The sequence below is a fragment of the Arsenophonus sp. ENCA genome (assembly GCF_002287155.1).
Taxonomy (GTDB): domain Bacteria; phylum Pseudomonadota; class Gammaproteobacteria; order Enterobacterales; family Enterobacteriaceae; genus Arsenophonus; species Arsenophonus nilaparvatae.
This window is the reverse complement of record NZ_NHNG01000043.1, coordinates 1-9,339: the sequence shown is the minus strand read 5'-3', so window position 1 is coordinate 9,339 and position 9,339 is coordinate 1. Positions and strand designations below refer to the sequence as shown.

Annotated in this window: 18 protein-coding genes and 2 pseudogenes; 15 read left to right on the top strand and 5 right to left on the bottom strand. The window is 43.5% G+C overall.

Annotated features, from left to right (window positions below):
- The 3 genes from CBG25_RS01070 to CBG25_RS01060 form a co-directional block, all read left to right on the top strand.
- Positions 1 to 353, top strand: a 353-nt coding sequence (locus tag CBG25_RS01070) for a transposase family protein (RefSeq protein ID WP_290603898.1), incomplete at its 5' end; no start/stop codon positions are given.
- Positions 295 to 774, top strand: a complete 480-nt coding sequence (locus CBG25_RS01065) for a phage N-6-adenine-methyltransferase (protein WP_290603894.1) — start codon at positions 295 to 297, stop codon at positions 772 to 774. The genes CBG25_RS01070 and CBG25_RS01065, both read left to right, overlap by 59 nt.
- Before the next feature lie 232 nt (positions 775 to 1,006).
- Positions 1,007 to 1,552 carry an ANR family transcriptional regulator gene (locus CBG25_RS01060; protein ID WP_290603892.1) on the top strand — a complete coding sequence of 182 codons (546 nt, stop codon included), beginning with the start codon at positions 1,007 to 1,009 and terminating at the stop codon, positions 1,550 to 1,552.
- 224 nt (positions 1,553 to 1,776) lie between these two features.
- Here CBG25_RS01060 and CBG25_RS01055 read toward each other — a convergent pair whose 3' ends face one another.
- The 3 genes from CBG25_RS01055 to CBG25_RS01045 are packed head-to-tail and all read right to left on the bottom strand — an operon-like array spanning position 1,777 to position 2,819.
- Positions 1,777 to 2,226 (bottom strand): hypothetical protein, encoded by a 450-nt coding sequence (locus tag CBG25_RS01055; RefSeq protein WP_290603891.1) that lies wholly within the window; start codon positions 2,224 to 2,226, stop codon positions 1,777 to 1,779.
- Positions 2,227 to 2,253: 27 nt separating this feature from the next.
- Positions 2,254 to 2,541, bottom strand: a complete 288-nt coding sequence (locus CBG25_RS01050) for a HigA family addiction module antitoxin (RefSeq protein WP_290603889.1) — start codon at positions 2,539 to 2,541, stop codon at positions 2,254 to 2,256.
- The gene (locus CBG25_RS01045; protein WP_290603887.1) at positions 2,541 to 2,819 is read right to left on the bottom strand and encodes a type II toxin-antitoxin system RelE/ParE family toxin; all 279 of its coding nucleotides are present in this window, start codon (positions 2,817 to 2,819) and stop codon (positions 2,541 to 2,543) included. Before CBG25_RS01045 ends, CBG25_RS01050 begins: the two co-directional genes overlap by 1 nt.
- 93 nt (positions 2,820 to 2,912) lie before the next feature.
- On the opposite strand from CBG25_RS01045, the gene CBG25_RS01040 reads away from it, so the two are divergent.
- From CBG25_RS01040 to CBG25_RS00995, 10 genes and pseudogenes are all read left to right on the top strand, one after another.
- Positions 2,913 to 3,095, top strand: coding sequence for a phage holin family protein (locus CBG25_RS01040; protein ID WP_290603885.1), 183 nt, complete (start codon positions 2,913 to 2,915; stop codon positions 3,093 to 3,095).
- Positions 3,095 to 3,590 (top strand): annotated as a pseudogene (locus CBG25_RS01035) (lysozyme). The gene CBG25_RS01040 and the pseudogene CBG25_RS01035 overlap by 1 nt, the downstream one beginning before the upstream one ends.
- A 103-nt stretch (positions 3,591 to 3,693) precedes the next feature.
- Entirely contained in the window at positions 3,694 to 4,347 is a 654-nt protein-coding gene (locus CBG25_RS01030; RefSeq protein ID WP_290603884.1) for a BRO family protein, read from the top strand.
- Positions 4,344 to 4,559: a hypothetical protein gene (locus CBG25_RS01025; RefSeq protein ID WP_290603882.1), complete on the top strand. Its 216-nt coding sequence runs from the start codon at positions 4,344 to 4,346 to the stop codon at positions 4,557 to 4,559. Before CBG25_RS01030 ends, CBG25_RS01025 begins: the two co-directional genes overlap by 4 nt.
- A gap of 164 nt (positions 4,560 to 4,723) precedes the next feature.
- On the top strand, positions 4,724 to 5,269 hold the full coding sequence (locus CBG25_RS01020) for a phage antirepressor N-terminal domain-containing protein (protein ID WP_290603880.1): 546 nt from the start codon (positions 4,724 to 4,726) through the stop codon (positions 5,267 to 5,269).
- Positions 5,270 to 5,290: 21 nt separating this feature from the next.
- Positions 5,291 to 5,497, top strand: a complete 207-nt coding sequence (locus CBG25_RS01015) for a hypothetical protein (RefSeq protein ID WP_290603878.1) — start codon at positions 5,291 to 5,293, stop codon at positions 5,495 to 5,497.
- 159 nt (positions 5,498 to 5,656) lie between these two features.
- Positions 5,657 to 6,346: a Rha family transcriptional regulator gene (locus CBG25_RS01010; protein WP_290603877.1), complete on the top strand. Its 690-nt coding sequence runs from the start codon at positions 5,657 to 5,659 to the stop codon at positions 6,344 to 6,346.
- A complete protein-coding gene (locus CBG25_RS01005; protein WP_290603875.1) occupies positions 6,343 to 6,825 on the top strand; it encodes a lysis protein in 483 nt (160 codons plus the stop codon). The genes CBG25_RS01010 and CBG25_RS01005 overlap by 4 nt, the downstream gene beginning before the upstream one ends.
- 31 nt (positions 6,826 to 6,856) lie before the next feature.
- Positions 6,857 to 7,192, top strand: coding sequence for a DUF551 domain-containing protein (locus CBG25_RS01000; RefSeq protein WP_290603873.1), 336 nt, complete (start codon positions 6,857 to 6,859; stop codon positions 7,190 to 7,192).
- On the top strand, positions 7,161 to 7,505 hold the full coding sequence (locus tag CBG25_RS00995) for an HNH endonuclease (RefSeq protein WP_290603871.1): 345 nt from the start codon (positions 7,161 to 7,163) through the stop codon (positions 7,503 to 7,505). Before CBG25_RS01000 ends, CBG25_RS00995 begins: the two co-directional genes overlap by 32 nt.
- On the opposite strand, the gene CBG25_RS00990 is transcribed toward CBG25_RS00995, so the two are convergent.
- Together CBG25_RS00990 and CBG25_RS00985 are read right to left on the bottom strand one after the other, a co-directional pair.
- On the bottom strand, positions 7,502 to 7,777 hold the full coding sequence (locus CBG25_RS00990; protein WP_290603869.1) for a type II toxin-antitoxin system RelE/ParE family toxin: 276 nt from the start codon (positions 7,775 to 7,777) through the stop codon (positions 7,502 to 7,504). The genes CBG25_RS00995 and CBG25_RS00990 overlap by 4 nt on opposite strands.
- Complete coding sequence (locus CBG25_RS00985) at positions 7,777 to 8,046, bottom strand: ribbon-helix-helix domain-containing protein (RefSeq protein ID WP_290603867.1); 270 nt, start codon at positions 8,044 to 8,046, stop codon at positions 7,777 to 7,779. Before CBG25_RS00985 ends, CBG25_RS00990 begins: the two co-directional genes overlap by 1 nt.
- A gap of 203 nt (positions 8,047 to 8,249) precedes the next feature.
- Between CBG25_RS00985 and CBG25_RS00980 the strand changes: the two genes are divergently transcribed.
- Positions 8,250 to 8,726, top strand: a complete 477-nt coding sequence (locus CBG25_RS00980) for a phage terminase small subunit P27 family (protein ID WP_290603865.1) — start codon at positions 8,250 to 8,252, stop codon at positions 8,724 to 8,726.
- A pseudogene (locus CBG25_RS00975) lies at positions 8,726 to 9,211 on the top strand (terminase large subunit); the annotation flags it as partial. The gene CBG25_RS00980 and the pseudogene CBG25_RS00975, both read left to right, overlap by 1 nt.
- Positions 9,212 to 9,339 lie beyond the last annotated feature (128 nt).

Genomic DNA, 9,339 nt, shown 5'->3' with positions numbered 1-9,339 from the left:
TGAGCAAAAATGGGCGCCGTCACGATAAACGCTTACTCGATAAAGTCGATATAATTCGCCATATTCCTCCTGAGGTAACCATCTGGGCAGATACCGGTTTTCAAGGTATAGATAAACAGCATCCTAATACACAAATCCCAAAAAAAGGAACTCGAAAAAGACCTTTATCGCCTGAACAAAAACAAGAAAATAAAATAATCTCGGGCATCCGTATTACAGTTGAACACGCCATCGCGGGTATCAAGCGCCTCGGTTGCATGACCCAAATTTTACGGAATCGTAGACCCTTTATTGATGATACCTTCTTACTCCTTAGCGCAGGTCTTTGGAATTTCCATCTCAGAACAGCGTAAAATTTACTTCAATCACCGAAACACCCTTATTTCACTATTAAGCAACACGCTTACTGAACAACAAGATGCACTGACCTGCGACTGGAATAGCGAAGGGGCCATTTTCTGCAATCCACCATACAGCAAGATTATGCCTTGGGTGAAAAAAGCCGCCGAACAACACCGAAGGCAGAATCAAACGATAGTGATGTTACTCCCTTCCGATACGTCTACGTCATGGTTTCAGGAAGCAATAAAAACTTCTCATGAAGCGCGATTTATCACTGAGGGCCGATTGTCATTCATCTCCGCTGAAACAGGGAAGGAAGGAAAAGCAGGTAACAGCAAGGGCAGCGTGTTGTTCATCTGGCGACCGTGGAGAAAACTTGGGTGCAGAATAACCTATGTACAAAGAAAAGAATTATTAAAAGCAAGACGGTAAAAAATTTATTCGTAAAACATATAATGACAGGGTGATTAATGTGAGAAGATATTTACACTTTTCCATAAGGTTTTTGTTCGTGATAATAGCCATTCCCGCTCTTTTGTATAATTCCGCGACGAGGTATATAAACAAGAATAGCCCCAGATGGGAGCGGCACTCTATTAATATCATTCATTCACTTCAGAAATTTTTAGACAAAAAATTCCCCGTTTAATATTGGCGATAACGCATGATAATCGAACTCCCTTTCCCGCCAAGTGTTAATACCTATTGGCGACATAACTCAAAACGCCCCTACTTAAGTGATAAAGCCAAAGCTTTCAAAGCAAAAACGATAAAAATCGTTGATGAACTGCGTGAGAAAGCCGGTCATGAAAAATTTCATGGTGAGGTATCTGTATCGATGAAGCTATACCTCCCCAACAAAAATAAACGTGACGTGGATAATTATTCCAAAGGCGTGCTCGATTCTTTAACTGGGGCCAAGGTGTGGAACGATGACAGCCAAGTCCGCGTAATGACCGTTGAGAAAATTAACAATAACGGCGGCGTAAAAGGTGGAAAATGTGTTGTCGTCATTAACGAATATCTCGAATACACCGCTCCCAAAGAATACCTGAAACTCACAGAAGCGGCTGCAAAGCTAGAAAGCAAAGGGTTGTACCGCCGAGCCGTGACCGTATGGCGAAAAGCAATGACAGCCACACTCTCAACAGAAAAGCGGGATATTTGCTTTAACGCGATTCAGCGATGCTCTGAGAAAAAAGGGGATTAAACGACATTAAGGTAACGACAATAATTTTTAAAAATAACCAAATAAGAGGTATAGCATGAACAATAAAGAACCCTATTTTTTTAACCCGAACTTAAGTACTGAAGAACTTGAAGATTGGTTAAGGCAGCAACGAATGTATTTAGCACATTATAATCGACTCAAAGTGGAAAGAGCCGCGTTGATTGAGCAGCTCTCGCAGATAGATGAGACCATAAAGTATTTTGCTAACGCATTCGCGCCAAGTAAACTTCAATTTCCTTGGAATCCCAGTCCGCTTCTAAAGATGAATCAAGAGTAATCATTTTTTCTGAAAGTTCACAGGTGTTGAGAAACTCTTTCGCTTCAGTGGGTAATTTGTCGATTACCAATTCGTCACTAACAATAAATAGAACATCTTCAAGTGATAAATTACGTATGTATTCTAGCTTCCAATTAGTTTTGCTAAAAATTAAGTGGTGAAGTGCTGCCCTGCCACTTAAAGAAGCAAATAGAGTTGCATGTTTCTTCCTGTATTCATTAAGAATTATTTCTAAAATAAATATTTGAGCTACGCGATTTTTTATACAGATATGTTCATAATCTTTGTGGTTATAATTGTAATCACTAATTTTATGATTTTCAAAAACCCTTATCTTAATAAGATCCCATAAAGGTAAATACTTATTACTACACATAGTAAATCCTTGTTTTTCAATGAAAGTTCAAATTAAGGTCGCTAACCGATGCAATTGAGTTGTGTCCACTTTTTGTTCTGCCATCCAAAGACTATAGTTATCTTGTAGGTTAAGCCAAAATTTAGCAGATCCGCCTAACACAGCAGACAACTTAATTGCCATTTCAGGTGATACAGAAGCGTTGCCGCTAACTAGCCTCTGGGTTGTAGAAGGTGCAACCTGAAGTGCTCTGGACAATTCACGGATACCAACATCTAGGTTATCCAATGTCTCTGCAATAATTTCCCCAGGGTGCGGTGGATTGAACATAGTCATTAGTGGTAATCCTCATAGTTAAGAATGTGTGCATTACCATCGATAAACTCAAAAGTAATTCGCCAGTTACCCGTTACAACAATTGACCATTGGCCTTTTCGATCACCTGCTAGAGGGTGGAGACTGTAGCCTGGTCTGTCTATATCTTTAACATGATGCGCCGCATCGATAACCGACAAACGTAAACGTATTTTATTAGCCTGTTTAGCATTGATGCCCGCAGTTGAACCTGTTTCAAAAAATTGTCGTAATCCTTTGTGTTTAAAGCTTTTAATCATAAAAAAAACTTATTTTGTTGCGTACTAAGGGGCAGTATAACAAATGTTCCTTAGTACGCAACACCTATCACTCAAAAATAAATAAAGCTACGTATGAATAACATTGAAAAATACACAACCGGCACGGCCTATGGTGCCAGTGCGACGACATTCCTATGTGGTGCCCTATCGCTCAGTGATTGGGCATTGATTACCGGTATTATCTGTTCAGTGCTGACCGTTGGGCTGAACTGGTACTACCGTCACAAGGAATACCGATTCAGGACAAAACAATAATGCATCCATCATTGAGAAAGCGTTTAATTGCATCGACAGTAGGCGGTACAGTGGCTATTGCCGCCATATTGATTCAGTGGCACGAAGGGATCAGACATAAACCTTACAAAGACGGGGGGTGGCGTGCCAACAGTATGCTACGGCAATACGGGCGATGTTGTTCACAGCAAGCAATACACCAAAGCAGAGTGTGACTCATTGCTCAGCGATGATTTGAATCATGCGCTAGAGACGGTTGAGCGCAACGTGACAGTTCCGTTAACTGCAACCCAAAAAGCCGCTTTAGCTTCATTTGTCTACAATGTTGGAAGTGGCGCATTTTCTCGCTCAACGTTGCTTAAAAAGCTCAATGCCGGAGATATTCAGGGCGCCTGTGACCAGATGCGCCGCTGGAAATATGATGAAGGGAAAGTATCAAACGGGCTGATTAACCGTAGGAAAGTAGAACGAGAACTTTGTTTAAACCCAAATGCACTGACCAATCCAACTCAATGAGCCTTGGCATAGTTCAAGGCTTTCCACACCAATAGCGCCCCGTTGCGCAAATAATCACATCGAACCTGAATCATTTGAAATGAACCTTTAAGGAAGTCGGTTAGTGCTGGCGAGCCTCGATAGGCTGATTTCCTATGCGGCAAAGGTTCATTTCATAGAAAAGGTAAACGCAATGAAAGCATTAACGTTTAAAAATCACTCTGTGGTGCCGTTCGACAACGGTGATGGGAAAATCTGGTTTACTGCTGAACACCTTGCTGATTTGCTTGAGTACAAGGATGTAAAGCAGGTAAACAAGATTTTTCACCGCCATAAGGATGAATTTACCGAGAACATGACGACCAAAGTGACGGTCTCGGATAAATCAATGACTTACGGAGGACTCTCAAAAGAAGTTCGCCTGTTTTCTACTCGCGGTGCTCACCTCATTGGCATGGTGTCCCGCACACCAGTAGCCAAAGACCTTCGTATCTGGTTGTTGGATTTGTCTGAAAAAGAATCAGGTATTGAAGTCGGCTGCCTTGAAGTTAGCAATCTCACTCAGCTTGCAGGGCAAAAGCTCCACGATGTGATAGCGGCATTTGACAAAAAGTCATTCAAGCATCGGGGACAAAAAGGCAGCGGGTTACTCGCCCAACGCAAACGTGACATTAAGACGATTAAGGAAGCGACCAAACTCGCTCTTCAATTGACGCAAATAGCCATCCCAGATTTGGGCGTCTTTCCCGATACCGACGAGGATCCGGAAGCAGCATGAAAGACTACACGCCATTCATTGAAAAGCATGTGGCCGCTGAACTGGTGAAGCAGGGCTACGAGCAATCGGTCGCTCTAAAGGGGGCAGACAGGGCGGTAGAGCATTACCGCCGTAGTGCCTCGGCCAGTGCCAGGGGCAAGATGTTTGACGACTGCCTGCATATTGCCAAGGTGTGGGCAAGCAAGTACCAGCCGAAAACCAAAAATCGATAGGCCTCGCATCTCGCGGGGCTTTTTTTCGCCTGCGCTTCACGCGCGCATATCAACACAACCCTGAGACTATTCACAAAAGCGACCTTGGAGAACGCCAGCAATTGGCGTGCTCAGGGGCTGGCTGTTCGTGTGATCTGAGGTCTCTTTTTTGAAGGTAAACACCAATGAACAACATGACTATCACTGCAACATTTTACGGCACCGAGCTTTACGTTGTTGAGCACAATGGCGAGCCTCATGTACCAATGAAACCCATTGTTGAAGGTATGGGGATGACTTGGCAGTCTCAATTAGAGAAGTTAAAACAACGCTTTAAATCAACTGTAACGGAAATCGTTATAGTTGCTTCTGATGGCAAGGAGAGAAAAATGGCTTGCCTTCCATTGCGCAAACTTGCTGGGTGGCTCCGTACCATCTATCCCAACAAGGTCAAGCCAGAAATTCGAGATAAGGTGATTCAGTACCAAGAGGAATGCGATGACGCTCTATACGACTACTGGACAAAAGGGATCGCCGTTAATCCTCGTACTCAAAAAGCAGAACGTAGCATCATGCAGGAACTTAATACAGCATGTGCTGAATTAAAAACTGATAAGGCGATTGCTAGCTTATTCGGTACCGGATTGAGTGAATGGAAAAATATTAAGGCAGCACATACGAAGAAGGTTAAGGGTTTAATTGAAGAAGCTCAATTGTTGTTAACTTTTTAAGGAAGCACAGTAGCCATCATTATGAACAACATAGAATTCATTGAAAATCATGTGGTAACTGAACTTGTTAAGCAGGGTTACGAGCAATCTGTAGCCAGAATCAGTGCAGATATCGCATTAGAACACTATCGCCGCCGTGCAGCGAGCGCCAAAGGCAAGATTTTTGCCGATTGCCTACAGGTTGCCAAAGTCTGGGCTGGAAAGTATCAGCCTCAAATCAAGAAATAATCAAGCAGTTCAAAAACACCCTACCGCACCATGCCCGGTGCATATCAACCATGAGCCTTTTGGGATAGAGCCTTGAGGATAGCCGGTGGCAATCATCGCGCCTACTCATGGGCTGGCTATTCCTGGGCACGAGGCTCTATCACTAAAAGGAAATAAACGATGCAATTAGTTGAAATTAAAAAATCTGATCTTGTAGCGAATACTATCGCAATTGCTGAGGGTGTTAAGAAAGATCATGACACCATTATCAAGCTCGTTGACCGTAACAAAGCCGATCTTGAAGAGTTCGGGTCACTCGGATTTGAAATCCGTATGGTTGAAAGAAGTCAAGGCGGTGGCAGGTCTCTTCGTGTTGCATTTCTTAATGAGCAGCAAACTACACTCTTAATTACCTACATGCGCAACAATGATATTGTTCGTGCATTCAAGAAGAAACTTGTTTCCGATTTCTTTCGTATGCGAAAGGCATTAGCAAGCAAGAAGATGGATCGCAATACCGCCCGCCTCGAATACAAGCCGATGACCGACGCTATCAAACATGAACGCGAAGCACAGGGAAAGACGATTGCGCCGCATCACTTCAGCAACGAAGCCGACCTGATTAACCGTATCGCGCTTGATATGACGGCGGCCAAGTTCCGCGTCTATCATGATATTGGTAAAAAAGAATCCATTCGTGACTATCTAACGCCAGAACAGATCCACTGCGTTACCGAACTACAACGTGCTAACACAGTATTCATTACCATGGGATGGAACTTCGAGCAGCGTAAATCTACGTTAATGGGGATATTCGATAAAAATCATCGCCTACCTTTGATTGAAGAGCAACACAGGCTGGCAGCATGATGCGGTGGCAATTTCCTGTTATCGCCGCACTACTTGCCTTAATGCTGGGTACAGCCCTGTATTACCGGACACTGTATTACCACGCTGAAAAAGCACGAAAGATTGCTGTATCTGATAGGGAAAAACAACAGGTTGCATTTGAGCAGTTAAGCCAGCAAGTACAGACCGTTGCTGCGCTGGATTCCAGACACACGCGAGAACTTGAAAATGACAAGAACCTTATTGCGCAGCTTGAGCGTGATGTCGCTGATGGTCGTCGCCGGTTGCACGTCAAAGCAATCTGTCCCAGTGTGTCCACCAATACCAGCCCCTCCAGCCTGGATGATGCAACCCGCGCCAGATTTACTCACGCCGCTCAACGGAATTATTTCACTCTCAGACGACGAATTGAAATCGCAGAGCAGCAAATAAACGGCTTGCAGGACTATGTGCGGCAAGTGTGTTTGGCTGAAACATTAAAAGATTTACACAAAAAATGACGATAAAGAGAGAATATTAATAAGGATAACTATGACAACTATTGTATATGGTAAATCGGTAAATCCTGTCATCAATGCACGGAGTCGAAGGCAAAAAAGGCGCAAGGCGGAAGCTGTCCGGCGCTGGAATTGGATTACAGCCAAAGAACGCATGCCAGAGATTAAGGATAAAGTGCTTATTTGTAATAACAATACAAAAGGTCAGCTAGTTGGCGTTTATTTGGGTAATGGCCAATTTCATTATGCCGATTGTTGTCAAGGTATCCGGAAAACATGCACCGCTAGTCACTGGATGCCAGTGCCTGAGCTGCCAAAACCTCCAGGAAACGACAAAAATGCCAAGCCGAATTCCGAAACCTTGCCGTAAACACGGCTGCCCCAACACTACTACAGCACAATATGGCTACTGTGAGCAGCATAAAAACGAAGGCTGGGTTCAGCACCAACGCGGTAGAACGCGGCAGCAACAGGGCTATGGACGTGCTTGGGAAATCCTTCGAGCTAAAATTCTTAAGCGTGATAAGTACCTTTGCCAAACGTGCCTACGACAAGGGATTGCTACCGAAGCTAAAGCCGTTGACCACATTAAGGCAAAAGCCTTCGGTGGCACAGATGACGAGACCAATTTGCAAGCGATTTGTCACGCTTGTCATAAAGAAAAGACGGCACATGAGCGCTAGCGATCTTGTCGGCTATGCCATAAACGTAAAATACAAATAATAGAATTTTTTATTTCATAACGAATCTCGTAATCTTTTACAAAAATTCTTCTTACCTCCTGTGGCTCAAACTGAAAAAGTTGTTCACCTATTCGAGGATTATTTAAAAGCATCAATGGAGATTTAGTTAGTTCTTGCACAACATTCGTTGCTGCTTTTTTATTTATTGGTGCTAAAAATTCATATAAATAAGCCAAATCAGAAACGGCTTTATGAGTCCATTTTATCTCCATTAAACAGGTACCTTCAAAGGCTTTTCTGTGGAAAGACTATCACTCCAAGCTTGAACATCAACATGATTAATAACGAGGTTAGAATCTACTTCAGCCAATGCTTCTAAAGTAAATTTATCACGTTGTTCTTCTTGAGCAATCCAAGCAGAGAGAGCTTGTTTCATTATCCATCCTCTAGATCGCTCAAGACGAGTAGCCATTAAATCTACTTTATCTGCCAAAGGTAATGGAATGTGAGCAGTAAGCACTCTAGTTTCCTGTTGAGTCATGTTATTTACCCTTAATGATTGATTCAAGTTAGATCATAATGATTAATTTTAAATCAGTCAAGTTAAAAAATAAAGGAGGGGGAGGTAAAATCGCTATATAAACAACAGGTTAGGAGCTGATGGCCTCCCTTTCTTACATCGCCGCAGGTTAGAAAACCTTTTTATGGGTATCCATAACCACCAAATTAATAGGATTTAAAATTATGTCTGGGCCACCGAAAACCCCGACCCATCTACGTTTGGTCAGGGGTAACCCTTCAAAAAGGGCAATCAATAAACATGAACCACAACCCGAAAAAGGGATCCCCCCAACACCAAAACATTTCAATAAGCAAGAACGCTACTGGTTTAAAGTTCTTGGCGAACGCCTAGAAGCTATGGGAGTGATGACTATTCTTGATGCTATGGCGCTTGAATTGTTGGTGGGTGCTTATATCGAGTGGAGACGTCACCGTGACGTTATCGATCAGGAGGGAGAGTCTTACAAAACCACCTCGGCTGATGGCAGCGTGATGATCCGTCCTCATCCACAAGTTGCCATGATGGCCGATGCGTGGAAGCGTATTTGCAGGATGCAGGCTGAATTTGGAATGACGCCAGCGAGCCGCTCAAAGGTCAATGTTAACGAAGCGGAAACCATCGATCCGTTCGGGGCATTATTAAGTCAACGGGAGGATTAATGGCAACAGTTAATGATGGTATCCGCTATGCCGAACGCATAGTGTCTGGCGAAGTGCTGGCATGTGAATATGTTCGCTTGGCTTGTTTACGTTTTCTGGATGATCTGAAAAACGGGGAAGAGCGTGGAATTTATTTCAGTCAGCCTCGCGCCCAGCATGTACTTAATTTCTATAAGGTTATCCCACACATCAAAGGCAACGCCGGTAAGCCGATTGAGCTAATGGATTGGCATACCTTTATTCTGATCAATATTTTTGGTTTCGTTATTCCCTTGGTTGACGAGCAAACCGGTGCAATTGTTCTCAAACCTGACGGCAGCGGCAAGCCTGTGATGGTGCGGCGTTTTCGTACTGCCTATAACGAAGTGGCGCGAAAGAACGCCAAATCTACACTTTCATCGGGTATTGCCCTATACATGACGGGGGCGGACGGCGAAGGTGGTGCAGAAGTCTATTCCGCTGCAACCACGCGAGATCAGGCTCGGACACGAGTTTCGCACAAAACTAATTTGGGTACGCTAATAAAACACGGATGTGCTCAGCAATAGCATTTTTGATTACGTCCCAATTTTGTTGATAAAGGGTTATTTTTTCAGATATACGACGTTTATGT